General features: G+C 61.0%; 26 protein-coding genes and 1 tRNA gene. 18 read left to right on the plus strand and 9 right to left on the minus strand.

Going from position 1 to position 24,112, the window contains the following annotated elements:
* Positions 1–168: 168 nt before the first annotated feature.
* A tRNA-Met gene (locus tag P6U24_RS07300) sits at positions 169–245 on the plus strand.
* A gap of 62 nt (positions 246–307) precedes the next feature.
* Here the strand turns inward: P6U24_RS07300 and P6U24_RS07305 are convergent.
* Positions 308–721, minus strand: coding sequence for a hypothetical protein (locus P6U24_RS07305; protein WP_407158478.1), 414 nt, complete (start codon positions 719–721; stop codon positions 308–310).
* A 62-nt stretch (positions 722–783) separates the two neighbouring features.
* Here P6U24_RS07305 and P6U24_RS07310 point away from each other — a divergent pair, with 62 nt between their 5' ends.
* The 3 genes from P6U24_RS07310 to P6U24_RS07320 are packed head-to-tail and all read left to right on the plus strand — an operon-like array spanning position 784 to position 2,732.
* Positions 784–1,146: a hypothetical protein gene (locus P6U24_RS07310; protein WP_407158479.1), complete on the plus strand. Its 363-nt coding sequence runs from the start codon at positions 784–786 to the stop codon at positions 1,144–1,146.
* A gap of 13 nt (positions 1,147–1,159) precedes the next feature.
* A complete protein-coding gene (locus tag P6U24_RS07315) occupies positions 1,160–1,501 on the plus strand; it encodes a hypothetical protein (protein ID WP_407158480.1) in 342 nt (113 codons plus the stop codon).
* 31 nt (positions 1,502–1,532) lie between these two features.
* Positions 1,533–2,732: a hypothetical protein gene (locus tag P6U24_RS07320; protein WP_407158481.1), complete on the plus strand. Its 1,200-nt coding sequence runs from the start codon at positions 1,533–1,535 to the stop codon at positions 2,730–2,732.
* A 281-nt stretch (positions 2,733–3,013) separates the two neighbouring features.
* On the opposite strand, the gene P6U24_RS07325 is transcribed toward P6U24_RS07320, so the two are convergent.
* Positions 3,014–3,529 (minus strand): FAD-dependent oxidoreductase, encoded by a 516-nt coding sequence (locus tag P6U24_RS07325; RefSeq protein WP_407158482.1) that lies wholly within the window; start codon positions 3,527–3,529, stop codon positions 3,014–3,016.
* 181 nt (positions 3,530–3,710) lie between these two features.
* Positions 3,711–3,995, minus strand: coding sequence for a GCG_CRPN prefix-to-repeats domain-containing protein (locus P6U24_RS07330; protein ID WP_407158483.1), 285 nt, complete (start codon positions 3,993–3,995; stop codon positions 3,711–3,713).
* Here P6U24_RS07330 and P6U24_RS07335 point away from each other — a divergent pair.
* From P6U24_RS07335 to P6U24_RS07350, 4 genes are all read left to right on the plus strand, one after another.
* Positions 3,928–4,194 carry a hypothetical protein gene (locus P6U24_RS07335; protein WP_407160820.1) on the plus strand — a complete coding sequence of 89 codons (267 nt, stop codon included), beginning with the start codon at positions 3,928–3,930 and terminating at the stop codon, positions 4,192–4,194. The genes P6U24_RS07330 and P6U24_RS07335 overlap by 68 nt on opposite strands.
* Before the next feature lie 189 nt (positions 4,195–4,383).
* Entirely contained in the window at positions 4,384–4,659 is a 276-nt protein-coding gene (locus P6U24_RS07340) for a hypothetical protein (protein ID WP_407158484.1), read from the plus strand.
* A gap of 71 nt (positions 4,660–4,730) precedes the next feature.
* A complete protein-coding gene (locus P6U24_RS07345) occupies positions 4,731–5,348 on the plus strand; it encodes a MarC family protein (RefSeq protein ID WP_407158485.1) in 618 nt (205 codons plus the stop codon).
* A gap of 76 nt (positions 5,349–5,424) precedes the next feature.
* Positions 5,425–6,948, plus strand: a complete 1,524-nt coding sequence (locus P6U24_RS07350) for an AMP-binding protein (protein ID WP_407158486.1) — start codon at positions 5,425–5,427, stop codon at positions 6,946–6,948.
* Between the two features lie 255 nt (positions 6,949–7,203).
* Here the strand turns inward: P6U24_RS07350 and P6U24_RS07355 are convergent, their stop codons facing one another.
* Together P6U24_RS07355 and P6U24_RS07360 are read right to left on the minus strand one after the other, a co-directional pair.
* On the minus strand, positions 7,204–9,285 hold the full coding sequence (locus P6U24_RS07355; RefSeq protein ID WP_407158487.1) for a DUF4387 family protein: 2,082 nt from the start codon (positions 9,283–9,285) through the stop codon (positions 7,204–7,206).
* A 200-nt stretch (positions 9,286–9,485) separates the two neighbouring features.
* On the minus strand, positions 9,486–10,679 hold the full coding sequence (locus P6U24_RS07360; RefSeq protein WP_407158488.1) for a thiamine pyrophosphate-dependent enzyme: 1,194 nt from the start codon (positions 10,677–10,679) through the stop codon (positions 9,486–9,488).
* A 9-nt stretch (positions 10,680–10,688) separates the two neighbouring features.
* Between P6U24_RS07360 and P6U24_RS07365 the strand changes: the two genes are divergently transcribed.
* Positions 10,689–11,051, plus strand: coding sequence for a thiamine pyrophosphate-binding protein (locus P6U24_RS07365; protein WP_407158489.1), 363 nt, complete (start codon positions 10,689–10,691; stop codon positions 11,049–11,051).
* A 76-nt stretch (positions 11,052–11,127) separates the two neighbouring features.
* Here the strand turns inward: P6U24_RS07365 and P6U24_RS07370 are convergent, their stop codons facing one another.
* Both P6U24_RS07370 and P6U24_RS07375 read right to left on the minus strand, forming a co-directional pair.
* The gene (locus P6U24_RS07370) at positions 11,128–11,955 is read right to left on the minus strand and encodes a hypothetical protein (protein WP_407158490.1); all 828 of its coding nucleotides are present in this window, start codon (positions 11,953–11,955) and stop codon (positions 11,128–11,130) included.
* 362 nt (positions 11,956–12,317) lie between these two features.
* The gene (locus P6U24_RS07375) at positions 12,318–13,565 is read right to left on the minus strand and encodes an alpha/beta hydrolase family protein (RefSeq protein WP_407158491.1); all 1,248 of its coding nucleotides are present in this window, start codon (positions 13,563–13,565) and stop codon (positions 12,318–12,320) included.
* Between the two features lie 195 nt (positions 13,566–13,760).
* Here P6U24_RS07375 and P6U24_RS07380 point away from each other — a divergent pair, with 195 nt between their 5' ends.
* Both P6U24_RS07380 and P6U24_RS07385 read left to right on the plus strand, forming a co-directional pair.
* On the plus strand, positions 13,761–14,294 hold the full coding sequence (locus tag P6U24_RS07380) for a TetR/AcrR family transcriptional regulator (RefSeq protein WP_407158492.1): 534 nt from the start codon (positions 13,761–13,763) through the stop codon (positions 14,292–14,294).
* A 124-nt stretch (positions 14,295–14,418) separates the two neighbouring features.
* Positions 14,419–15,345, plus strand: coding sequence for a LysR substrate-binding domain-containing protein (locus tag P6U24_RS07385; protein ID WP_407158493.1), 927 nt, complete (start codon positions 14,419–14,421; stop codon positions 15,343–15,345).
* 41 nt (positions 15,346–15,386) lie between these two features.
* Here P6U24_RS07385 and P6U24_RS07390 read toward each other — a convergent pair whose 3' ends face one another.
* Positions 15,387–15,671, minus strand: coding sequence for a hypothetical protein (locus P6U24_RS07390; protein ID WP_407158494.1), 285 nt, complete (start codon positions 15,669–15,671; stop codon positions 15,387–15,389).
* A 567-nt stretch (positions 15,672–16,238) separates the two neighbouring features.
* Between P6U24_RS07390 and P6U24_RS07395 the strand changes: the two genes are divergently transcribed.
* The 5 genes from P6U24_RS07395 to P6U24_RS07415 all read left to right on the plus strand — a co-directional run bounded on the left by P6U24_RS07395 (position 16,239) and on the right by P6U24_RS07415 (position 21,071).
* Complete coding sequence (locus P6U24_RS07395) at positions 16,239–16,568, plus strand: hypothetical protein (protein ID WP_407158495.1); 330 nt, start codon at positions 16,239–16,241, stop codon at positions 16,566–16,568.
* 106 nt (positions 16,569–16,674) lie between these two features.
* Positions 16,675–16,956: a hypothetical protein gene (locus tag P6U24_RS07400; RefSeq protein WP_407158496.1), complete on the plus strand. Its 282-nt coding sequence runs from the start codon at positions 16,675–16,677 to the stop codon at positions 16,954–16,956.
* 90 nt (positions 16,957–17,046) lie between these two features.
* The gene (locus tag P6U24_RS07405) at positions 17,047–18,240 is read left to right on the plus strand and encodes an alpha/beta fold hydrolase (protein ID WP_407158497.1); all 1,194 of its coding nucleotides are present in this window, start codon (positions 17,047–17,049) and stop codon (positions 18,238–18,240) included.
* A gap of 25 nt (positions 18,241–18,265) precedes the next feature.
* Positions 18,266–20,047, plus strand: a complete 1,782-nt coding sequence (locus tag P6U24_RS07410) for an ABC transporter ATP-binding protein (RefSeq protein WP_407158498.1) — start codon at positions 18,266–18,268, stop codon at positions 20,045–20,047.
* A gap of 76 nt (positions 20,048–20,123) precedes the next feature.
* Complete coding sequence (locus tag P6U24_RS07415; RefSeq protein ID WP_407158499.1) at positions 20,124–21,071, plus strand: phospholipase D-like domain-containing protein; 948 nt, start codon at positions 20,124–20,126, stop codon at positions 21,069–21,071.
* A 33-nt stretch (positions 21,072–21,104) separates the two neighbouring features.
* Here P6U24_RS07415 and P6U24_RS07420 read toward each other — a convergent pair whose 3' ends face one another.
* Positions 21,105–22,031, minus strand: coding sequence for a LysR substrate-binding domain-containing protein (locus tag P6U24_RS07420; RefSeq protein ID WP_407158500.1), 927 nt, complete (start codon positions 22,029–22,031; stop codon positions 21,105–21,107).
* Positions 22,032–22,445: 414 nt separating this feature from the next.
* On the opposite strand from P6U24_RS07420, the gene P6U24_RS07425 reads away from it, so the two are divergent.
* Complete coding sequence (locus P6U24_RS07425; protein WP_280969714.1) at positions 22,446–22,730, plus strand: hypothetical protein; 285 nt, start codon at positions 22,446–22,448, stop codon at positions 22,728–22,730.
* A gap of 59 nt (positions 22,731–22,789) precedes the next feature.
* Entirely contained in the window at positions 22,790–24,079 is a 1,290-nt protein-coding gene (locus P6U24_RS07430; RefSeq protein ID WP_407158501.1) for a DUF3300 domain-containing protein, read from the plus strand.
* Positions 24,080–24,112 lie beyond the last annotated feature (33 nt).

A 24,112-nucleotide genomic window follows, 5' to 3' on the forward strand; every position in this document is an offset into this window, starting at 1 on the left:
CTTTCCAAACCGCCCCCGCGTTGGTACATACCGCCCGCACCCCAGGGCCGGCCCGGCCATCGGGGGGAAGCCTTCTCAGGAAGCTTTGGACGGATCGACCGGCGCGCGCTGAGCGTTAGCCAGGATCGTTTCCATCTTTGGACGCCTGAAAAGAGCGGCACGGTTTATCGCGGGGTGGAGCAGCCCGGTAGCTCGTCAGGCTCATAACCTGAAGGTCATAGGTTCAAATCCTATCCCCGCAACCACTGATACCGACACTCCCGTAGCCCAGGCTGCGGGAGTGTTGGTTTGTGCTGCCTTTTCCGCATTACGCGCAGCAGTCCAGCTCAGGATTGTGCCCAACACCATGGAGGGTGGCGTCGATTTGGCCGCGCTTCGCACCCGGGCGGAGAACGATGCGTTCGATCAGGACACGAATAGCCTGGTCGGCCTCTGCCCGGTCTTCCGGGCGGTTCAAAGCCTCGGTGAGGTGCGCGACCTTCTTGGCGTAGAGTTGCGAGGCGCTCGGGAGAATGCCCCGGGTATCGGCAGGGGCTTCGGCGAGCAGGGCAGAGAGCTCGGCTTTGCGAGCCTCCAGCGCGTCCATCGCCGCGATCATCGACTGCTGGAACATGCCCTCGGTATCGCCGCGACGGCGTATTTTGACAAATACTCGCAACTGCTCAAGCGCCCCCGGTTGGAACTGAGAGCGACGGTACTGTCGCAGGAGGCCGATGTTCACTATCGGATGCGTTCTCTCGACTGCGCGGGTTTCTAGACGAGGCGACTGCCGAGCTTCCGTATATGCCCGGCTCCGGCAGGCGGAAGGTAAAGTTCAAGCTGGATGCCGTCGACGGGGGTCCGACCGTCGGACGCTCCGCGACGTGCGCGTCGCTGACTAACCTGTCTTGGTCGGCAGTTGTGCCGCAGACGAACAAACGCAATTTGAGCAAGCTGCTTTCGAAGCAACCTGCCGACGGCTGCTCGGGCAAAGAGATCCGGATGCTCATAGCGGGCGAATATTTCATTCCGCCCGACCTTCTGTCGGACGAATTGGACGGCAAGAAGTACACATGGATGCCGGACGCCGGGCTCGCCTTGCTCGATACGACGAGCGACGGCGGACTGAGCGCGCTGGCGGACGAAGAGGATTCAAACGGTGAGTGACCAGGAAGCTACGATGCCAGACGACACACCGCCGCCGCCCGTCCCCCATATAGGAGCGTTCGTCCTCGAGACGTTGACGTTCGGCATGTACGGCGAGCCGCGCCACACCCTGCGCGAATATGTACAGAATTCCTTCGACGGAATTCGGGCAGCGCAGCGAGTGGGGTTTCTGAGCGGTAGGGGCAAGGTGACAGTCACGATCCGCGTCGACGAAATCGTCATCCGGGACAACGGAATAGTTGTCTCTGCGGACCAAGCTTGGAAAACCCTCACGTCGATCGGCGCGTCAAAGAAGGATCGGCAGCGCGACGCAGGTTTTCGGGGCATCGGCCGTTTGGCAGGAATGGCCTACTGACGTCGTCCCCGGTGAGTCCACGATCAGCAAATTGAGTTTCGATTGCGACACGCTATTGAAGGCGATGAATCCCGACGAGGGAGGAGAAGTCGAACTGTCGCGTTTGCTGGCGCGGTCCATCAAAATGAGTCCGACGGAAGATGCTTCGAAATCCGAAGATCATTTTTTCGAGGTCACCCTTAAGGGACTATCGAAGGCCCCGGAGGTCCTCACGGACCCGTCCGAGGTCCGGGCGTATCTCTCCGAGACAGTGCCGGTTGAGTTCAATCCGGACTGGAAACGGAGGACCGCCATCGAGGAAGGATATCGCACGAACTTCGGTGGTGCGTTGGAGACCATCGACGTCTTCGTCGTGGCCGTCGGAGAGCCAGATCAGGTGTTCAAGCCGTACGGAGAAACCTACGAACACGCGAAAGGAACGATGGAGCTCGAGTCCATCGAGTATTTCAGCGGAAGCGAAAGCCGCTACTGGGCTTGGGTCGGCAGGATGAGCGAATCCGCGGCAGTAACCGACTGGCGCACGCGCGGACTTCGAATGCGGGTCCGCAATATCCAAGTTGACGGTACGGAGATTGCGGAGAAACTCTTCACCAAGGTGAAGCCGTCCTACGGGAGGTTCAGTACCTACTACGTCGGCGAGATTTACATCGAACCCGAGAGCGTGATTCCCACCGCCCGGCGAGACGGCTTCGAGGAGACCGGCGCTTGGCTGGAAATCCAGTCGGAATTGATAACGAGGGTCTGCGCACCCCCGGCTTCGAATGCCTATGCGGCCTCGCAACGGGGGCAGCTCGACGTCGAAGCGGTCGTCGGCGATATCGGCGATCTGGTGAAGCGCGGCAACAGCCTAGCCCAGAGCTCCAGGTCGTCTTACGATCAGGTCGTCGAACTGATGAACTCGGCGAAGAGACTGAGGCGGCGTGCGGCGTCCGCGCTGAAGATTGTCGACGATCTCGATGCGAACGGCCGTCAACGAAGGCCACCCAAATCGTCAAAGGTCGGTGTTGCTCAAGGACGCCGCCAAATCGGTCGAATCCGTCGAGACGCAAGCGCGGATGTTGGTGGGACGTTTCCTCGACGAGGACGACAAGCTGACGGCGCTCAAGGCGCGTTCGAGAGAGGAAATTCTTTAGGAAGTACTGGACGTCGTCAACGCGTATGTCGATCCGGCTACCTATCAAAAGATCAAGCGCCAACTGACAAGGACCAGATAGCCGGACATTTCGCCTAGTCGGCGGCCATCCGCGGTCGCGGACAATGCGATAGTTGGCCGTCGCGGAGCTGAGACATAGGGCCCATGCTCGGTCACGGACAGGCCCTTGGTGCCCGCTCCGCTCAGAAGACTCATCTTGCCTGAGCGCGAACTCGATTGCATCGATCACGCCGCTCTTGCCCGATCCATTGTGGGCAGATGCCGAGAACGTATCCTTGCCGAACGATATCCAGCTTAAGGATACCACGTACCTCTTCGATATGGGCGCTCTCGAGCTTGATCATTCGATGTCACCGGCGTCACAGACGCGAACACCTTCGCGAAATCATCGGCCTTAGGTTTCTTATCGGCTGCAAGAGATCGGTAATCTGCTCGATCTTTCCATCGGCCAAGCGGATCGTCGCAGAGTCTCCATCGCCATCATGAGAAAAGTCGATCAGTTCGACACCGAGCTTCGACTTTACGCCGAACCGTTCGAGGTGGCGCTCAAAGACAGCTTCCGTATCGCACTGCGGAACCATCAGTGCGAACGGAAAAGGCGACCGAACGTCCCCAAAATCGACGCGTCCGATCAGCCGACCGCCAGCCAATATGTTTGCGGCCGATACCTTGTTGCCGATTGCCAGCAAATCGTCGGTGGTACCTGAACGGTCCAGAAGCTCCAGAGTGCGGCTCCAGAGTGCGACCGCCCGGGATTTGTCGCTGCGCATGGGCATCTTGTCGATGAGACGGACCGATACACTATATCGCGCAAGGTCGAGAGCCATGGTCTGGCCCACCGGGCCTGCACCGACGACGAGAACGCTGTCTGTCATTTTCGTATTCCTTGTGAATCCCTGGTTAGGCGGCAAGAGCTGTCTTGGGGCGCGGCACAGTTCGACATAGGTCTCTGCCCCTGATGGGCTCGTATTCCGCGCAAAACGGCACCTGTCGAATTGCGCGTGGCCGTGGCTCGATCAATCGCCGGTCACGAGCGATCCTGCGAAGATGTCTCGATTACTTCCAGGAGCCGTTTGGCAGTCGACCGTGATACGGCGTGTTTCGACAATGACCCCACGGCCCGCGCCAATATCCGGGAGGGCAGCCATTATAGGCTTGCCGAAATTTCCATTCGCCGTCAGGCAGTCGGCCATAATAGGGAGTGTCGCGGCAGCGGCCCCAGGGCCCGCGCCATGCCCCGGGGCCGCATCCGCCCGCTGCTGCGGCAGGCTGCGTGACCAGTAGCGATGAACTCAGCGCCAGCACGGCCAGCGCGCCGAGCGCGATAAGTGACTTCAGCATTGCGATCTCCTCTTCGATCTCTCTTCTGACGTATCGCCATGACATCCCGATCGGCTTCGATCGTTGCATGACGCGGTGTCGTTTGGACCGGCATAAAGCCGATCTGACGGCTCGCGGTATGCATCTCGCGGAGACGCAGAACAAATACGAGTTCGCTATGCTGGTATCGGCAACCGATATGACCGCCGAATTTCCGTGAAGTCAGCAACTTGCCGAAGGCATTCATAGCGGCAGAATTGCTGCTGCAGCTTCACTGCCGCTTCCGAACCCCTGTAGCCATAGGCTGTTGCGATAGGTGCATAGCGACACGGTATTTGCCGTCCAAGCGCGGATGAGGTTTCTGCGCGTCGCACCGCCACGAGCGGATAACTCAGCCAAGGAGGGCAAGATGAAAGTATCCAAACCATCGGCCACGGCCATTGTCGGCAGCGTCTTGACGCTGGCGATGGCGCTCTCGATCGCCCGCCCGGCGCTGGCGCAGGGCACGCCGCAGCAGCGATCCGCCTGCATGGGAGATGCTTTCAGGTTCTGCAGCTCGGATATTCCGAACGTTGCCAGGATCGAAGCCTGCCTGATCCATAACCGGAGCCAGCTGCATCCGGCGTGCCAGGCAGAATTCCGGGCTTCCGGCAATACCCACCTGCACCCCGAGCATTTCCGGTAACGATGGCCGAGGGTGGGTCCGTGAACGACCTTGCGAATGCCTTCCTCCTGGTCTTTGCGGGCCTGTTTCCCGTGGTCAATCCGATCGGGGCCGCACCGCTGTTCCTGCGTCTAACCGCGGGCTGCACGGAGCGAGAGCGCGGCCGGCTGGCATTCTGCGTTGCCTTCAACGGCTTCTGGCTTCTTCTGGGAACGATGCTGTTCGGCTCTTTCATCCTGGAGTTCTTTGGCATCACGGCGCCCGTGGTTCGCATAGCCGGCGGGCTACTCGTCGCCGCGATGGGATGGCAGCTGCTTAACGACGACAGCGGTTCGAAGCACGGCGGGGTCACTGAGGCTGGCGACGTCAAAACCATTCGCGACGGTTTCTACCCGTTGACACTGCCGCTGACCGTTGGACCCGGGTCGATCTCGGTCGCGCTGACCATGGGCAGCCATCGACCTCACGAGTTCACCGCGAATGCGATGCTGCTTGCCGGCTCGGCGCTAGTGGGCCTGCTCGCGGTCGCGCTCGCGATCTATTGCTTGTATCGCCTCGCCGCGCCGATGGTCCGGCATCTGGGGCCGTCCGGAGTCAACGTCCTGATGCGCCTGGCTGCATTCATCCGCATCTGCATCGGGATCCAGATCGCCTGGAGCGGGGCGCGTGTGCTGATGAGCGAGCTGCAGCGTGCGCCCGGACTGTTCTGAGAGAAATGGCGGTGTCGACTGGACGTCTTCGACGCAGTCCATTCGCTCGCGCAACCCTTTGTCTGAGGACCTGAACATGAATACCAGACCTGCCCCAATTTACTTGGACAAGCTTCTCGCGCAGCTCGAACTCGCCGGCCGGTCGACGGTCGTCCGCCATCAGGGCTCCCATCTCTCCGGCGAGGCACTCCGTGCCATGATCTTCCAGTACGCCCGAGTCCTGTATGACGTCGGGATCACGCGCGGTAAGCTGGTGGCGATGTTTGCGCCCAATCGCCCGGAGGCGATCGCCATTCGTTACGCCGCCCACATTCTTGGCGCAGGCGCCGTTTACCTGTCCGTTCCGCCCACGGAGGAGCAGCGCCAAGCGTTGCTCAAGCAGATGGCGCCGGATCTCCTCGTCGTGTTTCCCGAGACCATACATTACTGGCACGCGAATGCCGGTGTGCGGCTGGCGACGGTGGGCGTCGACTGCGCTGCGTCCTGTGATCGGCTCGATGTATTGGCCTCATCGGCTTCGGACACTCGGCTCGATGTCATGGCTTGGCCGGAGGACCTCGCCGTCATCATTTCCTCCGGCGGCACCACCGGGGTACCAAAAGGCAGTTGCCGCAGCTTTGCGGCCTACACTGCGATGGTAAGCGTGCCAAGCCCCAGCGACCGTCGTCAGCTTGTCAACGGTCATCTCGCATATCTCTCGCAAGTCCTCGTCGATATCACGCTGCTTGGAGGCGGGTGTGTCGTCCTCGAAGGCGCCTACGAGGCAGCCGATACCCTTGCCACGATCGAGGCGGAGCGGATTACTGATCTCTTCCTGGTCGAGCCGCAGCTCTTCGAGTTGATGGATCATCCCGACGTCCGCAGCCGAAACTTGTCATCGCTCCGAACGCTTACCCATATAGGCGCGTCCGCACCGCAAACGCTGCGCTTGAGAGCACGAGAACGACTTGGTCCGGTCATTGCGCACACCTATGGCGCCAGCGAAATGGGTATCGTCAGCATGTTGACGCCGGCCGAGCACAACCTCTCGCGGCCCGATCTCTTCACCTGCGCCGGCCGCATTCTGCCGGGCGTTGAGGTTCGGTTCCGCCTCAAGGATGGTTCGCTCGGGGAGCCCGGGGACATCGGCAGTATCGAGGTCCGATCCCCGGCGATGGCCAGCGGCTACCGCAACAGGCCCGAGCTCGAGGCGGCGAATTTCAAGGCAGGTTGGTATTGCTCGGGGGATCTCGGTCGGCTTGATTCGGACGGCTATCTCCACATCCTGGGTCGTGCGGCTGATGCCTCCGAGGTCAACGGCATCCTGGTGACGCCGACACTGATTCAGGATGTTTTGTGTGGGCTATCGTCGGTGCGCTACGCCGTCGTGGTGATCGACAATGAAGCACGAGTCACCATTGCTGCCGTGAGCGCCTGGACCGGCCTCTCCATCGGGGCTGAGACGTGCCATCAAGCGGTTGCTGAACATTTCGGTCAGGAGATCGCGGCATCTCTGGTCGTCGTTTCACTCGATCGGATTCCGCTCACCGAGCAGGGTAAGCCCAATCGTGCTGCCATTAAGGCGTTAGCTCGCTCACGATCGCTGGTCGATGCCGCCTGACTGCGGGCCGGCACTCTCGACGGTAGCAAATTCGACCTGCGGAAACAGCTTTCCTGTAGTTGAGCAATGTCGTGCGCAAGTTTCCCGCTGCTAGCGAAGTGCAACAGCCGATGACGAGGCGACCCGCGCTACCATGCGATCGTACGCCAAACTGCGCTTTGGTTCGCTTCCGCGGGGCGCGATGAGCAGCGCAGGGTGGGCCGCACGGCCGCTGCTTTGGGAACCGCGTATCGGCCGCGCCGATATAGCAGATGGTCAAAGCGACGAGGCCTTGGCGAGCGTCGTCGCGTAGATCGGAATGTTGAGGTTCTCGACGGCAGTCTGCTGCTGCGCTCCGAAAACGTCGCGCTCGTCGACTGATGCCGAGATGTTCGGCCGGTCGATCGAGATCTTGATGGCGTTGCAGGTATCGACGAAGAAGGTGCCGACAACGTGCTCGCGCGGCAGTCCTAGAAGCTTCGCAATATTGCAGCTGGAGAAGACATTGGAGTGCAGTGCGGCTTCATAGTTCTCGGCCGACGTGAAGATGATGTCGAACGTCAGGCGGTTGATTCCTGCGTCCTTGCTGCGGATCACGACGGCCATGTCGAGCAGGCGGTTCGACTTGAGCAGCACACCGGATGGAGGCGCATCGGCGATCAGCGACAGGGTACGATCATCCAGATTGCCGGAATAGTTTGTTTCACCGATGTCCTCATAGCGCGGATGAGCGCTACCTTCTGCGAGCCACGAGTCGCCGTCCGCTCGGAAATAGGTGATGTCGAACATCACGTTCTTGATGACGTGCTCGTTCTGCAGCAGATGATAGAGCGACCATTCGTACGCGTCGGGCGCATCGAGGTTGAGCCGCGAAGTGGCTTTCGGCTTTGCAAGCTGTGTGATGCGCTCGATTTCGAGGGCATGCCGTGCGGCCAGCCGCTGCGGATTGCGGTCGACGGTCCGCAGCAGGATCGCCGGATTGGCTACGTCCGCATCCGTGATGGTGAAGGTCGCATTTTTGAGCGCATCCGGGAATTCGTGCTGAATCAGGTTGATGACAGCCTCCTTGATCTTCGGATAGTGCTCGAAGAACACCGGATCGCGCGTTCCGCTCGGCACGATTGCGCCGAAGAGCCCGTCGTCGCGCCGGAAGCTCACCAGATTGGGGGACAGCGGATAGGCGATGTTGCCGGCCGTGGCCTTGCGGCCCGGATAGCCGTAGTGAATCAGATAGTGCGTCAGCAGGCTGGCCAGCAGCACGGCGGCTTCCTCCGTCTTTGCCGCGGTTTCGATGATGATTCCAAGCTCGCGCTGGCCGTCCTGAACGGGATTTGCCTGCACGCCGTTACGACCATAGACCAGTACGTCGACTGGGACCTTCGTGAGGTCGGCGGGATCGATATAGATCACCGAGACCTTGCGGGCCCCGAGCCGTCGCGATCCTTCCAGCTTGATGCTCCACGGCCAGGGCTTGCCTGCGCGAACAAACTTGCTGTTGCGGATGCCCGCTATACCGGCGCTGCGCGAGAAGAACTCCGTCTTCTCCATCGCCAACACGCCTTCGGGATAGAACTGGAGCTGCGGATGGCTCTCCTCATACAGCGAGTGCGCCGCGATCGAGTAGGCGGTGCAGCGTCGCGCCGGATTCGGAGAAACGAGGAGGGCTGAGCCGTCCTCATAGATCTCGGCGACCAGGCAGTCCGACGGCGAGCCGGGATCACAGGCAAGTGCGCCACATTCCAGAATGTGGCCGACGTGGTAGGCGAGGCCTGCATCGATGCCACGGCGGATCATGTCGGAGGCGAAAAGGGCGACATCGCAAGAGCGACCGGCCAGCACGTATTGTGCGCCGTCCTCCAGCGCGGTGATCAGGGGATGGATGCCCATCTGCCCGACGATCGTGCTCTCGCGCAGCGCTTCCTCGCTCAGCTCGGGGCCAGCGCCGGTTGGACGCAGGGCTCTCTTGCGAAACTCCTGGATGACGATTTCGGGATCGAGTTCGGCGCGGATGACGGCGACCTTCGCGTTCGTCACCGCGAGTTCACCGAAGACTTCCTTGGCGACGCCGATCATCCAGTCGAGGTTGCGGTTGCCGCCCGCCATGCCGGAGGATCCCAGGATCACGGGGCAGCCCAGCCTCTTGCCCGCTTCGACCATGTGACGGAAATCCGCCTTCACGGCTTCGTGCTCAAAATACTCCGTCCCGGTGCCGAGATAGTAGGGGCCCGCATCCATCGAGCCGCCGTCACAGATGATCGCGTCGACACGGCCGCGCAACGCGCTTTCCAGCGACTCCTTTGGATAGCCGTAACCAAGAGCGCCGCAGGCGGATACGACCCGATAGATGAGCTTTGCCATGATGTATATCCTTCCTGAAGCGGGTGAAGCCTTCTCGTTTCACCGCCGGTGCCGGCCACCACTGTGGTCGAGGAACTCGGCGAAAACAAATACGGCTTCAGTATGCGGGTATCGGTGCCAGCTATGGCCGACGTCTGTTCAGCGATTGTCGTAAAGCTGGCTGCCGCCGCGATCACCGCGGCGGCAAATTTCCGGAGAGCCTATGATTTGTAGAGGGTTGCCACCGCATCGTGCAGCTTCAGCGCCAGAGGCGATGCAGCGCAGGCATCCGTCACGACCTCGATGTAGGCACCGGTTTTGGACCCGCCGGCGTCTTCCAGGGCCTGGTCGAACTCGTCGCAGGTGGTGACGCGCGCCGTTAGCCACTCGTCATTGCCGAAGGCCTTCGCCAGCTCCGCGTAGTGCCACGGGGCGATATCGTTGTAGGCGATGCTCGGGTCCTTGCAGAGCAGCCGTTCGATCAAATAGCCGTGGTTGTTGAGCACGAAGATGATCGGCGCTAAGCCGAGGCGACCAAACTGGCTGATCTCTTGCACGGTAAGCTGATGCGCTCCGTCTCCTGTTACCAGAACGACGCGTTTGTCCGGTGCGGCAACTGCGGCACCGAATGCCGCCGGTGTCGCCCAGCCGATCGAGCCCCAGAGAGTCTGGTTGTGGAAGGTCGCGCCCTGCGGCAGCAACGCAAACCCCAGGCCCATCGAGACGGTACCCGTTTCAACGACGAGAATGTCATCCGGCTTCAGGAAGCGTTCCCACCGCGAATAGAGGGCGGGAGCGTCGATTGGGTCGTTATCCTTGCCACTCACTTTGCCGAGGGATTTCGCCTTGATTCTGGCCCAGCCGCGTTTCGGCAGGTGATTCGCGAGAGCAACGAGCAGATCGGTCATTTCCACATCGTTGAATCTCTTGCCGCTGACCTGAACATGGTGGTGATTGATCGCGATGGTCTTTTCCGGCGAAAGCCGTGCGGTGAAGGCGCCGGTGTTGAAATCCGTCAGCGGCGCACCGACCAGCATGATGCAATCGCGCCCTTCGACGAAGGTACGCACCTCGTCGTTCATCAGCGCTCCGTTATAGATCCCGATATAGGCCGGATGCTGCTCCTCGAGCGCGGACTTGCCCATGAGCATGGTGCTGAACGGCAGTCCCGATGCATCGATGAGGCGCTGCAGCACCTCGCGTTGGCCGGTCCGGTTGACGAGAATGCCGGCGATCACGCAGGCCGTGCGCGCCTTATCGAGGGTCGCTGCGATTGCCTCGACGGCGGCACCGCCGCCCGGTGTACATGGCTTTTCCGGCCGATCTGGCCAATCAGCCGGTGCTTGGAGAAGCGAGGCCGATCGCCCCTCCGCGCAGCAACCCCGACAATCTCGCTCAACGATGCGATCTGCCACGATCCGAACATGCGCTGGGTTGGATGTTGCAACGAGCTCAACGCGGCCTACGCAGCCGATGGCTATGCGCGCATTAGGGGTGCGGCGGCGCTATGCACAACGTATGGCGTCGGCGAGCTCAGCGCGATCAACGGCGTCGCAGGCGCATATGCCGAGCACCTGCCAGTGTTTCACCTTGTGGGCAGTCCGAACATGGCGACGCAGGCCGCTCGGGGACCGATGCATCATACGCTGGGCAACGGCGAATACGACCTCTTCCGTCGGATGACAGAGCCGGTCGTCTGTGGACATGCCGTGATGACGCCGCAGAATGCGGTTTACGAAACCGAGCGGCTGATCGCGGAAGCGCTCTATCAGACGGAGAAGGCATAGTCGCCGGGCACCCCGAATACATCGCTGACGCCGATGTCGTGAAGGCGGGAGAGAACATACTGGATGACAGTCTTGGTCATGATGAGCTCCGATTGGCACCAATGGGGAAAACAAAATTGGAATTGGCCTGGAGGATCGGTGCGCTGCGCCAGTGCAGCAGAAACAGGCCGGTATTCCAGCAGGCCGAGAAGGTCAGCCCGAACGCGAGCGCGGCCCATTTCCCGAGCGGTATCGCAAGCAGGTAGACACTCACGAATGCCAACGATATGCCGAGGAAACCTGTGAGGCTGTTGGCGATCACAGCTGCGGCCGCCGGCCCGCCGAGCCGGCGCTGCAGGATGATCATCAGCGAGAGATAGAGTACGGGCGTCGCAGCTAGCACGCCTGTCCACAGCGGATTGGCCACGAGGCCAAGGACCTCGATCGCGCCGACCAGCAGTGCAACGGCCACACCTCGCACGATCAGGTCGCTGATGTGCTGCCCCGGCGCAGACGCCGCCGCGTGACGGTAAGGCCTGACGAGGACGATGCAGAGCGGGAAAACGCATGCGCCGAGCATAAGCGCGGCGGGCAACCCTGAGTCTCCCCAGAGCGATAGCGCGAGATAAACCAGCCAGACGCACATTGCGCCGCCGACGCTCAAAATCGTCGGCAGCCGCTGTGCAAGCAGGACATAGGATGTCGCAAAGATCGCCGTCGGAATGTTCTGGGCAAAGGTCGACAGCGCTGTCTGCGAAATGAAGGCTGCGTCATGATCCTGCGCCAGAAAGAAGAAAGCCGGCCCCGACGTGACAGGCAGCGTTGCGAGCAATGCGCCAACTACGGGACCTGCTTTTTCGGCAAGAACGGTAACGGATACGGCGATCAGTGCCGAAAGCCCCATCTTGAACACCAGCGCGAGCACGAATCCTTCATGGATGTGAACAGCAGCGAATGACATGTGGTCGCCTCTGGAATGGTGTGCGCTCGCCGCCGTGTGCGAGCGGCGGGACCATCTCTCAAGCGAGCCCCGGTAACAAATACGGTTTGGCTATACGGCTATCGGTACGCCAGATGGCCAGGCGTTCTGTTGCCCTGGGTCTACGTCGAAGCCGGCGAACTCGTGCAGTCGTTTTGAAGAGCTAGCGAGCCGTGATCGGGTAGACCGCTCCGATGATCCTGCTAGGGCAACGGGTTCACGCGGTCCGGCGATTGCGAGATAGCGGTCGGATCTATCGCGACTCGCGTCGTATTGTGCCCGCGCGGCGAAGCAATGACGGGCTCAAATCACAGGTCGAAGATATCGTCCATCCAGCCTGTGGCCTCCTGGGCCAGGCGAAGCCGGTTGTTAACCTGTACGTGGCCGTCGGCCCCAGAAGCCGCATCAAGCAGAACGAAGGCCTTTCGGGTCGATTTGATGTCGCGGTGCCAGGCGTGAGCCTGTGCCGCGAAGACGGGGGAGTCGCCCGCGCCGAGGATCGACAGGAATGGGACAGTGACCAAGGCAGGATCGGCGATCATGTTCGATGTGCGCGCCAGGAAATCTTGTGGGCCGCTCGCACCGGCTTTCCACAACGTGACTTGCGCGCTGCGCAGTGCGGATGCCGAAGGCGGCTGCGCTGACTTCGCCTTCTCCTTGACCGCCAGCGCGAACATCTCGGTCGGGTTCGGAAACGGCGTGCTGGCGATCACGGTGCCAAAGCGCTCATCATGGCCCGCCGCGCGCGCGGCGAAGTACCCACCCAGACTGAGCCCGATCAAAGCAATACGACCGGCCTTCGCGCCGAAACGGCTGACGAGCAGATCAACAATCGCAGCGATGGGCTTCTCCGCTTCGACTTGCCAATAGAGCCCGTCCGCCTGCGTGATGCCTTGTCCCGGAAGGTCAGCCAGGGCAACCGAGTAGCCGCGGTCGAGAAGGTTGCGGCCGACGGTCAAGAACAGATCTTCAAAGCAAGTGTCAGCACCGCCTATCACGAGTACCACAGGAGCGCCCGGATCCCCGTTCTGGAAGTAAGCGCCCGGCAATTGCTGGCCGGCGAAAGGCACCTCGAAATGAGAGGCGGTGATCGCAAGCTCCTTCATGGCCGCGACAAAGGCGGTCTTGTGTTTGACCACTAGGGACTTGAATAGATCGCCGGGCCCTGCGAATTGCCAGGCCGAGCGGTAGCTGGCGAACGCCTTGAGCCGAGCCTCACCGGCGGCACGCTTTCGGCCCTGCGCATTCCAGCTGTCTGCCTGGGCATTCATGGCGTCGCCGTAATTCGAAAAGGCCCGCACCCAGCTGTCAGCATCGCCATCCGTGATCTGCGAAGCGATGTAGAAAGCCTGCCCGATATCAAGGCCGCCCGCGGGACCCCAGCCGAGCGCCGCGATGAAAAAGAGGTCCATATCCGGATCGGCAAAGCGATAGGTTTGGCCAAGACGCTGATCGGGCCGCTTTTCGGTCGCAGTGGATTGCGCGATTGACCCCTCCGTGGCCAAAGTTGCAGCAGCGAGGCTCGCTCCAGCGACAATTATCGTTCTCCGATTCATTGCTCAACTCTGTTCTGAGAAAGGTCTCTGAAACCGATGACCGTTGCGATAATATGAGTATTGCTCACATCCTCAACTCGCGTTTGACCTCAGGGGCATTTCTCAGTGAAACCGGCATCAAAACAGTCAGTTAGACGCAGGAATCCGCAGCAGGCTCGTGCCCAAAACAAGGTCGACCTCATATTGGAAGCTGCCATGCGGCTCATCCAGCGAGGCGGCATGGACGGTCTGACGACGAATGCAATTGCTGAAGCGGCCGGAGTCAGCATTGGCACGCTGTATCAATATTTTGATAACAAGGACGCGGTCCTCGAAGCGTTGTCGGGGCGAGAGCTGGAAGGACTGTCAAATCGTGTGATGCAGGCGATGACGACTGCACGCGCCGGGGCGACAGGAGAACGCATTCGGATCCTCGTCCATTCCATACTGACGAGCTATGGCGGGCGGCGTCGCGTCCACCGAGTTCTACTTGAACACGCGTTGTCGCGCGGACCTGCCACCAGGCTGAACCCACTGTTCAAGAGCCTGACCGACATGCTGACGACAGCCGGCCCGGACGGCTCGGGTGGCGTGAGAAGACCTATGCGCCCGGCGGACGCATTCGTTCTTGTCTACGCCTTCGCCGGCGTGATGCGCGCGGTGGTGGCAACGGAAAATAAAGAGGTGCCGCAGCACGAACTCGAGCAGTCGCTGACCAGGCTCATCGCCGGTTTCGTCGAGCGCAGCTAGAGGAAGACTTTCCCGCGGCTCGACTTGGCTGTCCTTGCTATGACGTGACACCTGTGCACTTGACAGCTCGGCGCGTTGTAAGCACCTTGCAACCATCGGTTTTACGCGGCAGGAAGGCGGGAGAATGCAATACCGCCATCTCTATTATTTCGTGAAAATTGTCGAGGCCGGGAGTTTCTCTCAGGCTGCACGGACCATTCATGTGGCGCAGCCGGCCCTCAGCCAGCAGATCGGCGAGCTGGAAGCTTCGCTCGGTGTCGCATTGCTGCATAGAAGCGCTCGCGGCATCAAGCCGACGGCTGCCGGGCAACGATTCTACGACGAGGCATCCTCGATCCTTCGCCGATACGAGAATCTGCCGGCCCTGGTGCACTCCAGGATCGGCGAAATCGAAGGGCCGGTCAGCCTCGGGATGCCGGCTTCCCTTTCCACCACCCTGGTCGGCCCGTTCATCGAGCTGTGCCGCGCTACTCATCCCAAAATTGCCCTGAGATTCGTGGACGGCGATAGCGAATTCCTGCGCGAGGAAGTCGAGAAGAGCCGCCTGGACCTGGCTCTTATTTTCGAAAATGAGTTCTTTCCCACCGTGCAGCGGCAACCGCTATTCCGGCAGGACCATTATCTCGTCCGCAGCAAGCAATCGGCTCCGATCGCCGGCTCTACGATCCCGATCAAGGATCTTTCGGAAATTCCGCTGATCCTACCGGGGCAATCGAATGCGCGCCGAATCGTTATCGACCGCGCTTTCGCCAAGGCCGGCGTCTCGGTGCAGCTAGCCGCGGAAGCAGCCAACATCTCGAGCGAGCTTTCGGCGGTGCGTTCTGGCGCTGCCAGCACCATCCTCAACCTGGGTGACATGTCAGGTTTCTCGCTCGCCGATTTTGCGGAGCCGGTGCTGATTACGCCGACGTTCCATCTTACCTGCTGCTTGGTCTGGTCCAACCAGTTCACGCTGACACTTGCCGCCGAAGGCGTGAAGAAACTCCTCATCGAGTTTATGAAGGAGCAGATCGACGACGCGAGGAAACCGGGAGCGGTGTGGTTGAACTAACGACGAGCGTCAGGCACCGCAAGGTGCCTGACGCTCGGCCGCTAGCGGCTGGCCCCGCCATGCTCCGCGGCAAATGCTATGCCTGCCTCGGTCTCTTCGATGGCCTGGCGGACCAGCTCCGCCGCGCGTGCTCGGTGGCCACCCTTGTTCGGCGTCGCCTCCTGTAACGACTGCAAGGCTTGACGCAGCGATACAAGCGCACGCTCCATGTTGCCCTGATAGGCCTTGGCGGATTGCGCTGTGGCTCCGAGCAAGACGATGGTCGCCGCTCCAGTTGCGGCAGTTACGGCGAAGCCGCGGCGCGTGATCTGAGAATCGAATTTCATGTGGTTTTCCTTCTCTCGTTTGGGGAATGCCAAGCGGCTGATCGTTCCCTCATGACGAGGCGACAGGCGCCGTGCGCCACTTCCGTGGTCGATCGATCGCCCCGCGACAAATACCGTTTGAGTATGCGGGCATAGCCGTGGCCGATGGCGACGCATCGCGTGCCGATGTCGTCTGCGGTGCATGTCGGAGAACGTAACGCCGTCGTGAACGCGCTTATAGGGGACGTCGTTGCACCAACTGGTCCGATGCTGCCGAGCCGAACGTAAGAATCCATAACACATTGATAGATCGCACCAAAGACGATCCGCGCGCACTGATTAATAACGCGTCGGTCGGCAACGAACGCGCCGCCCTATAGGCCGCACCGATACCCGCATATGGAAGCTGTATTTGTCCCGCACGCCGACGTGGATCATTAGTCCCGCCCGTCAAGTGGCTGGCCTGACCAGATTACTTCGGTTGATCTTTGCGGCGGCGCTGAGTGGAGCGTCACGCGTTGGGGTCGTGGACCGGATTTGAACAGCAGCAGTCATGAGGAGGCTCCGTGAGGAGCAAAGCAAAGAGCCATGTCGAATCGATTGTCGATAAGAACACGGAGCCAAGCGCTCGCATCCCATATTCTGCCGGTTTCGGCGACGATGATCGGCGTCTGCGCGACGCTGATCGGCTTAGTCAAGCTTGCGGAAGCAAAGCATGGATCGTCGCATGTCGACGAATATGCCGCGCTCGTGTCGGTCATGTTCCTGGCAAGTGCACTGACGTCGTACCTGTCTATTCGATGTTCGCAGCGTACCAGCCTGAGCTTTCGGATCGAGCAGATTGCGGATCTGATCTTCCTCGGCGGTCTGATTGGGATAACCCTCGTTGCGACGCTGTTTGCCTATGAAGTGATCTGACCAAGAAGGCTTTGCAAGGTGAGCCTTGCGAGTTTGCAGAGCGGTGCGCCCGGCGGTGCATCTAGAAAGAGAAGATGTTCGTGTGATCAACCAAAGGAGAGAGCAAATGTATCGCACTTCAATCAAGCTTGCCGCCGTCGGCGGCATCGTCCTGACACTCGCCAGCAGTGCCGCGTTCGCCGAGGGCACCGCGGCTCAGCGGCAGGCTTGCACGCCGGACGTATTTCGCCTGTGCAGTCATTTCATTCCGAACGTGGGTGAGATCGTCGGCTGTCTGCGGGAGAATGAAGCGCGGCTGAGCGAGGCGTGTCACCAGGTGATGTTCGGCGGCCAGGTTGAGCCGGAAAGATACTCGCCGGCCCGTTCACGGGCCGCCTGGACCCGATAACCGGGTCTGTCGGCGGCAACCAAAAACATAGGTGAGGCTCTCATGAACTTCTTAAAGCAAATCAAAGGACGGTCGGTCCTGACGCGTTGCTTGGGCGCAATCGTTGGTGCGGCGGCACTTGCGTTCTCTGTCGTCGCCGCAGATGCGCAAACCTCTTTCTATGACGCATCGCGCCAGGAGATTGCCGGACGCCCCGGAACGCTGATCCGCTCAGAGCCGATGAGCTTTGCGCCTGCGGGCGCCCAGGCCTACCGCGTGCTCTATCGCTCGACCGGCATGCACGGTGAGCCGATTGCGGTGTCCGGCGTCATCATCGTGCCGCCGGGCCCAGCACCCGCAGGCGGGCGGCCCGTCGTTGCCTGGGCCCATCCGACTACGGGCGTGGTGCCACACTGCGCGCCGTCGCTGGCAATTTTCGTGTTCCAGCAGATGGCGGGCCTGCGTCAGTTGATCGAGCAGGGTGCCGTGGTTGCCGCCACCGACTATCCCGGCCTGGGGACGCCAGGCCCTCATCCGTATCTCGTCGGCGACAGCGAGGCACGAGCGGTGATCGATTCCGTGCGCGCCGCGCGCAACCTGCCAGGCGCGGAGACCGGCAACAGCTTTGCGGTCTGGGGGCATTCGCAGGGCGGACAGGCCTCGCTCTACACCGGTCTGATTGCCAGGACTTATGCGCCCGAGCTCAATCTGGTCGGTGTTGCCGCGGCGGCGCCCGCAACTTCGCTGGTTACCCTGATGGGTGACGATTTTAAGACGTCCGGTGGCAAGAACCTGACCGCGATGACGTTGTGGTCGTGGTCGCGCGTTTATGGAGCACCCATCAACAAAGTCGTGTTGCCGGAAGCCATGCCGGCCGTGGACCAATTGTCCAATGAATGTATCGAATCGATATTCGATATCCTGGCCCGACGCCGGACGGAGAAGCCGCTCGAGGAGCACTTCCTCTCGGTGCCCAACATCGCCACCGTCGAGCCCTGGCGTTCCCTTGCGGCCCGCAACACCCCGGGCGCGCTTCCGCCGAGCATTCCGCTCTTTCTCGCGCAAGGCACGACCGACGATATCGTGCGCCCCGAAGTGACCGCGAGCTACATGCAGCGGCAATGCAAGGCAGGCAGCAAGGTGCGGATGATGTGGGTGCAGGGCGTCGGACACGGCTTCGTAGCGCGCGACAGCGCCGATGCCGCGGTCACCTGGATGATGGATCGCTTTGCCGGCCAGCCAGCGCCGACCGACTGTGGCAAGCCGCTGTCCAGCACCGCTGATGCAGAATCCTCAGTTCAATAAGCGGAGAAGGAAGATGTCTCGTCTTGTGATCGATCTGCTGTGGCCCTATCGCGGCCGGCTGACGATCGTATTTCTCGCCATGTTGATCGAGATCGCGATGAGTCTGGCCGCGCCCTGGCCGTTGAAGCTCGTCCTGGACGATGCGCTCGGCAGTCACCGCTTGCCCGAATGGTTGAGCTGGGCCCACGAATATGCTGGCTTCGGCAAGCATACCCTGGGCGTAGCTCTTTTTGCGGGCGCGGCGACGCTGGCGATCGCAGTCGTCGCGGCGGTCGCGAGCTATTTCGACAGCTACTTCACGACCAGCGTGGGGCAGTGGGTCGCCAACGATCTGCGGCTGCGCATCTACGAGCACCTGCACCGGCTCTCTCTCCGCTACTACGATCATGCTAAGATTGGCGTGCTCGTATCGACCATTACCAGCGACGTCGCCACGATCCAGGATTTTGCCTCCTCATCCACGCTCGAAATCGTCATCGATCTTCTCACCATCGTGTTCATGGTAGGAGTGATGTTCTGGCTCGACTGGGACTTCACGTTGATAGCCATTGCATTTACGCCCGTCTTGCTGCTCTTTGCATTCCATCTCAAGAGAGCCGTGAAGGCCGCCACCCGCGCTCTCCGGCACCGCCAGGCGGAGGTGCTCTCGATCGTCCAGCGCGGACTTGGGTCGATCCGCTTGACAGAAGCTTTCGGAGGCCAGGCTCTGGAGGTCGCGCACCTGGAAGCCGCAAGCCACGCTTCTGTCGCTGCAGCGCTTCGCGCGCGCGGAATCAAATCGCTGATGTCACCCATGGTCAGCATTGTGGTCGCTATCTGTACCGCCGTCGTGCTCTGGAAAGGAACGTCACTGATCATCGCGGGAACGATGACGGCGGGAGCGCTGACGGTCTACCTCGCTTATCTCAAGAAGTTCTTCAAACCGGTGAAGGATCTCGCCAGCATGACCAGCACCATTGCGCAGACCACAGTCGCGCTGGAGCGGATTCAGGCGATCCTCTCGGCTGACGAAATCGTCCGCGAGCGTCCGAACGCGATCGATCCGGGCCGAGTCCGCGGCGCGATCCGCTTCGACCGCGTCAGCTTTGGCTACGAGGCGAACAGACCGGTGCTGCACGAGGTATCTTTCAGCATCGAGCCGGGAGAGGTGGTCGGTATTGTCGGCCCGACCGGCTCTGGAAAATCGACCGTGCTGAGCCTGCTTCCACGTTTCTACGAGCCGATGCTCGGCCGTGTGCTGATCGACGGCATCGACATTGCTGATTACAAGATCGCGGCGTTGCGGTCGCAGATCGGATTTGTCTTGCAGGATACCGTGCTGCTTCACGGTACGATCAGGGAAAATATTGCTTATGGGCGACCCGATGCGACCGAAGCTGATATCATCGAAGCCGCCAGGGTCGCAAATGCCGATGAGTTCATCAGCCGAATGCCACAGGGCTATGATTCGGTTGTCGGCGAACGGGGCGAAATCCTGTCGGGCGGTCAGCGTCAGCGCATCGCCATCGCACGTGCAGTGATCCGCAACAGCCCAATCCTGATTCTGGACGAGCCGACGGCTGCTCTCGACCCGGAATCCGAGCACCTTGTGATCGAGGCGCTGCGGCGGCTGATGAAGGGCCGGACCGTAATCATGATCGCGCACCGTCTCAGCACGCTCGTCGATGCCGACAAGATCATCGTGCTCAAGGACGGCGTGGTGATCGAGCAGGGCACCCATGAGGCGCTGATTGCCGGCGGCGGGCTGTTCTCCGAACTGCACCGGATCCAGTTTCAGGCGGCGCGATACGTTGCCGACGCTGCTTAGAGGAGGACAAGGGCAGATGTCACATCGATTGATCGTTCTTCCGGACGACACCGCGAGCGCCATCGTGGATCCGATCATGTCAGCGCAGCACACGCTGAACATCCGCATGTTCCTGTTCACTGATCCGACGCTGCTCAATGCCGTCATCGCGGTGCGGCGCCGTGGCGTACATGTGAGGGTGATGCTCAATCCGGCAAGGCGTGATGGAACGAGCGACAATGACACGACCAGGGCCATGCTGCTCCAGGCGGGTGTGGATGTTCGCGACAGCAGCCCACAATTTGCCGTCACCCACCAGAAGTCGATGGTGATCGACAACCGGGTCGGTGTCGTCGAGTCCCTGAACTGGGAAACGCGCGACCTCACCGAGACCCGTGACTACGCGGTCGTGACTACGGAGGCGGCGGAAGTTACGGAGATGGTGCGATGCTTCGATGCCGATTGGGAGCAGCGGCCGTTCGAGCCGACACCGGGCTCCAGCCTGATCTGGTGTCCAAACAACGGCCGGCAGCGTATCGCGAGCTTCGTCGACGCCGCCAGGGAAACGCTGTGGCTGCAGAACGAGCGGTATCAGGACATGGTGATCATCGAGCGCCTGGTCCGCGCGGTCAAGCGCGGGGTCCACGTCCGGATCATGTCCCGTGCGCTTCACAAGCTCAAACGCAAGAAGCTGTTCGAGGGTGTCAGCGGGCTGCGCATCGTTCACGACGTCGGCGCCAAGGTTCATGCGCTGAAGAAACTGAAGCTGCACGGCAAGATGATGATTGCCGACAACAGGCGTGCCGTCGTCGGTTCGATCAATCTCAGTCCTGGCAGTTTTGACGACCGTCGCGAGCTTGCCATCGAAACATCATCGGCTCACGTGGTGAGACGGCTCGTCGAGACGGTTGAGCACGATTGGAAACATTCGTGCAAATTGCCATTATCCGATGAAGCCGTGTTCGCTGATTTGGCGGGACACGGAGTGAAGGACGTGAGCCGGCTTGCTCTGACTCAAAAGGACCGATATGAACCGTATCCTTGAAGCGTACTTCAGTCGTTCCCGCCGTTCCGGACGTCACCGTTCCGGTAGGCGCTCCGCTCCCGCTATACTGCCCTCGCTGAGCCGGCGTTCAAGGAACTTGGCGAGCGCATCGCGGACCGCTTCGCTGGCGGCAGTGAGTGGAAAATCGGCAGAATAGGCAATGGAGCAGATAAAATAGATCGGTGGCTCGATCAACGTCGGCTTGGCGAAAGCGTGAGGCCCAAAATTGGAGAGATCACCTACCGGAAGTATGGTGCAACCCACCCCATTTCGCACCGACCACATTTCACTTACCAGCGAATCTGCTTCGAGAACGACGTTTGTCTTTAGCTTCGCTTCGGCGAATACGCGTTCGATCAAGGCACGACGGCCCTTGACGTTCCCCGGCAGCACGAGGGGCAGCTCCGCGATGCGCTCAAGAGAGATCGGGTCTCCGTTGGTTGTTATCGGCTGACGCGAGACAACGAACAGCTTCTGCCTATACAAGGGTTTGCGCATCAAAGCCGTCGTAAATTCGACCTCATGAAGGACGGCGAGATCGACCAATGACGAGGCGATCTTGTCTTCCAGGCCGAGGCTGTCTCCATCCGAGAACCGGATCACGACCTTTGGAAATGCTTCCCGGCACTCATCCAGAAAGCCTACGAGTACCGGCGCGAGGGACGATATGAAACCAACGTTGACCACCCCTTCTGGCTGGTCACGGTCCGAACGAACGACTGCGGGCAGCTGGTCGAGTTGATGCAAGATCGCGGAAGCTTCCTTGTAGAAGATTTCCCCTGCTGCTGTCGGCCTAACGCCCCGCGCACTGCGCTGAAGCAAGGCCACTCCCAGTCTTTCCTCCAATTCGGCAACCTGCTGGCTCAGCGCAGGTTGGGCAACATGAACGATGGAGGCTGCGCGGGAGAAGCTGCCTGCCTCGACGATCTTGACGAAATATCGAAGTTGACGGAACTGCATTTTGTCCTGCCCATACCGGGGCCGCCGCACATCATCGATGAGATCGCCGCATTGGGCAACCCGATCTGTGACCCATCAGCCTGATGCCAGCGGTCGGAGAAGGTGGCGGGTGCCGGTTGTGGTACACGATCGTGTGAGGCGTCCGAGTATACTAGCTGAGGTTGCGCCGTCCAGGGCCTCCGTTTCCCTGGCTTTTTCCGCCTGATTTTGGAGTTGCGCGGCCGGCCATATGACGAGGCGATACCTGCATATTGAAGCGGTATTTGTTTTTAAATCGTCGCCGAGCCATTTCTCCTCGTGTTGAGGACGGGGCAAATCGCAGCCCTTGAGTCCAGCTTCCACCTTCGCATGGCGACCCTCTGCCGGGGCATCGAACGATGTCGCGCGCCGATTTGTCGCGAAAGGAGACTTCCCATGAACACCATCACGACGAACTCCCGCATCTCCGCGCTCGCGCGTTTCAAGCCGAAATATGCGGCCGTCGCAGTGGCGAGTGCCCTCGGCGTCCTTCTCACCGTGTCCGATGCCAGCGCAATGAGCTGCGTCAGAGGCGTCTATCGCGCTGCCTGCACGACACGGTACGGCAGTTTCGCCGTAGGTCCCAATGGTGCGGTCGGCATTGGACGCTACGGCAACGTTTACGCCTACCGCCGCGGCTCCGGATGCTTCTGGCGCAACGGCCAGCGCATCTGCCTCTGAGCACCGGAGCCCATCAATGCGGCCGCGCGCAGACGCGCGGCTGCAGAAGGAGAACAGAGATGTCCAACAAGATTGCAATGACAATGCGCCGTTTCGCACTATGTGCCGCGCCGCTCGTGCTCGTTTCCAACTTCGCATCCGCTCCCGCTTGTGCGCAGGACGCCATTGCTGCGGCTCCAATGCAGGCCGAGACTCAGGATCAGGCGGCGTTCTCGCAGGCGCAGATCGCGCAGCTCGTCGCGCCGATTGCGCTCTATCCGGATTCGCTGCTCACGCAGATCCTCATGGCTTCGACGTATCCGCTGGAGGTGGTCGAGGCGGCTCGATGGTCGCGGGAGAACCCGACGGTCAAGGGGCAGGCGCTTGAGAACTCGATGCAGACCCAACCCTGGGATCCCAGCGTCAAAGCCCTGACAGCAGTGCCGCAGACGCTTCAGATGATGAATGACAAGCTGGACTGGACCCAGCAACTGGGCGACGCGTTTCTGGCGCAGCAACAGGACGTGCTCAATGCGGTTCAGAACTTGCGCGCCGAGGCGCAAGCCGCTGGTAATTTGCAATCGACCCCACAGCAGATTGTCACCGTCGCTCCGCCCCCGGCCGACGGCGCCAGTTCGGGAGTGCGGCCGATCGTGATCGAGCCCGTGAATCCCGACGTCTACTACGTTCCGGTCTACAATCCAGCCCAAGTGTATGGCGGCTGGGATTACCCCGGCTATCAGCCGTTCTACTGGTCGCCGCCTGGCTTCGTCGCCAGCAACATCATTTCCTTCGGCGCGGGGATCGCCGTCGGCGCGGCGATCTGGGGCGGCTGCGACTGGTGGCACAACAACGTCATCATCAACGTCAATCGATATAACCTCTTCAATCACGCCAACATGAACATCGGGAACAATGTGTGGGTCCACAATCCCGCGCATCGCGGCAACGTTCCCTATGCGAACGCTGCGCTGACGCAGCGCTTTGGCCGCAACAGCGACGTGGCGGCCCGGAATGCCTTGCGCAACGATCTGGCAAACGACGATCTCCTGCGGGATCGCTCTGCCTTCGAGCAACGTGCCATCCCTCGGGATCGGATCGATGCGCCACGTCCCGATGCGTTTCACCGTCCGGAGGGCGATGTCGCCAGGAGGATCGAACCGGAGAGGCCCGGTGCGCGAGAATCCGAGATTCGACGCGAGGCCGGCGAGGCGTTCGAGCGACATGAGGCACTCCCAGAGCGTGACGTCGATCGCCCGCGAACCGGAGAGGGCGCAGATCTTCTCCGAAGGGGCTTCGCCGGCGAGGACCGGCCGCGGGAAGGCGCGTTCGGCGAATTTCACCGGCCGATGGGACGACCCAGACTCTGACCGAGAGACCTTCAGCATCTTGAATGCAACAAA

This window comes from Bradyrhizobium sp. STM 3557, from assembly GCF_045571465.1.
Classification (GTDB): domain Bacteria; phylum Pseudomonadota; class Alphaproteobacteria; order Rhizobiales; family Xanthobacteraceae; genus Bradyrhizobium.

What these genes read in the sequence shown, in the direction of transcription:
- P6U24_RS07390 (WP_407158494.1), bottom strand. Translation starts at nt 15,671, where the DNA reads ATGAAATTCGATTCTCAGATCACGCGCCGCGGCTTCGCCGTAACTGCC.
- P6U24_RS07350 (WP_407158486.1), top strand. Translation starts at nt 5,425, where the DNA reads ATGAATACCAGACCTGCCCCAATTTACTTGGACAAGCTTCTCGCGCAG.
- P6U24_RS07325 (WP_407158482.1), bottom strand. Translation starts at nt 3,529, where the DNA reads ATGACAGACAGCGTTCTCGTCGTCGGTGCAGGCCCGGTGGGCCAGACC.
- P6U24_RS07340 (WP_407158484.1), top strand. Translation starts at nt 4,384, where the DNA reads ATGAAAGTATCCAAACCATCGGCCACGGCCATTGTCGGCAGCGTCTTG.
- P6U24_RS07400 (WP_407158496.1), top strand. Translation starts at nt 16,675, where the DNA reads ATGTATCGCACTTCAATCAAGCTTGCCGCCGTCGGCGGCATCGTCCTG.
- P6U24_RS07310 (WP_407158479.1), top strand. Translation starts at nt 784, where the DNA reads ATGCCCGGCTCCGGCAGGCGGAAGGTAAAGTTCAAGCTGGATGCCGTC.
- P6U24_RS07365 (WP_407158489.1), top strand. Translation starts at nt 10,689, where the DNA reads ATGCGCTGGGTTGGATGTTGCAACGAGCTCAACGCGGCCTACGCAGCC.
- P6U24_RS07420 (WP_407158500.1), bottom strand. Translation starts at nt 22,031, where the DNA reads ATGCAGTTCCGTCAACTTCGATATTTCGTCAAGATCGTCGAGGCAGGC.
- P6U24_RS07425 (WP_280969714.1), top strand. Translation starts at nt 22,446, where the DNA reads ATGAACACCATCACGACGAACTCCCGCATCTCCGCGCTCGCGCGTTTC.
- P6U24_RS07380 (WP_407158492.1), top strand. Translation starts at nt 13,761, where the DNA reads ATGCGGCTCATCCAGCGAGGCGGCATGGACGGTCTGACGACGAATGCA.
- P6U24_RS07330 (WP_407158483.1), bottom strand. Translation starts at nt 3,995, where the DNA reads ATGCTGAAGTCACTTATCGCGCTCGGCGCGCTGGCCGTGCTGGCGCTG.
- P6U24_RS07385 (WP_407158493.1), top strand. Translation starts at nt 14,419, where the DNA reads ATGCAATACCGCCATCTCTATTATTTCGTGAAAATTGTCGAGGCCGGG.
- P6U24_RS07315 (WP_407158480.1), top strand. Translation starts at nt 1,160, where the DNA reads ATGCCAGACGACACACCGCCGCCGCCCGTCCCCCATATAGGAGCGTTC.
- P6U24_RS07430 (WP_407158501.1), top strand. Translation starts at nt 22,790, where the DNA reads ATGTCCAACAAGATTGCAATGACAATGCGCCGTTTCGCACTATGTGCC.
- P6U24_RS07395 (WP_407158495.1), top strand. Translation starts at nt 16,239, where the DNA reads ATGTCGAATCGATTGTCGATAAGAACACGGAGCCAAGCGCTCGCATCC.
- P6U24_RS07355 (WP_407158487.1), bottom strand. Translation starts at nt 9,285, where the DNA reads ATGGCAAAGCTCATCTATCGGGTCGTATCCGCCTGCGGCGCTCTTGGT.
- P6U24_RS07375 (WP_407158491.1), bottom strand. Translation starts at nt 13,565, where the DNA reads ATGAATCGGAGAACGATAATTGTCGCTGGAGCGAGCCTCGCTGCTGCA.
- P6U24_RS07415 (WP_407158499.1), top strand. Translation starts at nt 20,124, where the DNA reads ATGTCAGCGCAGCACACGCTGAACATCCGCATGTTCCTGTTCACTGAT.